Consider the following 620-nt stretch of genomic DNA (forward strand, 5'->3'; position numbering starts at 1 on the left):
TTTCGGCCATTTACTCTCTCCAGCTAAGGGTTGATTATATCCTTAACTGGACTGGTCAATTCAATTAAACCACCTCAAAATAATTTTCATGCGACCGCATTTTCTAACGTCCCTGCTTTGTACCGAGGAAAAATAATTAATCAAAGAGTATTATCAGAAAGTTACGCCAAACGAGGGCGGCATAAATTCCGAAATCATGAAATCCTTCGACACAGTACCTTAAGTGAGTTTCCCTACACAGGTTCAGCAGAATCTTTAAAACAGAAAGAGTCTGCGCAGCATGCGTTTGTAATAGACCGAGGCGCAGCCCCCAAACTTGTTATTCCTCAACTTGAATTGGCAAGGGCTCTATTTTAGTAACCGTACGGCAAACACACCTTAAATCTAGCGGCAGATAAGGCAAGCTATTGAGATAGCAAACTTATAACAGGATCTCAATCCTTGGACATTCAAGTTGATCCAGTAAGACGACGCGCATTCACACCACAATGGAAGATGGATATCGTCAAACCAGCCACAACCTCACCACGTTCAGTTTCCATTATTGCCAGAGAAAATAATATTAATACGAATCAGGTGTTTCGCTGGGTGCGGGAAGCTAAGCAGGGGCAAGCGCGTTG

At 42.9% G+C, this 620-nt stretch carries 1 protein-coding gene; it reads left to right on the forward strand.

Annotated features, from left to right (window positions below):
• Window positions 1–441: 441 nt before the first annotated feature.
• Window positions 442–620, forward strand: a 179-nt coding sequence (locus KIU71_RS18180) for a transposase (RefSeq protein ID WP_390881951.1), incomplete at its 3' end; no start/stop codon positions are given.

The sequence above is a fragment of the Alteromonas oceanisediminis genome (genome assembly GCF_018474025.1).
Lineage (GTDB): Bacteria > Pseudomonadota > Gammaproteobacteria > Enterobacterales > Alteromonadaceae > Alteromonas_E > Alteromonas_E oceanisediminis.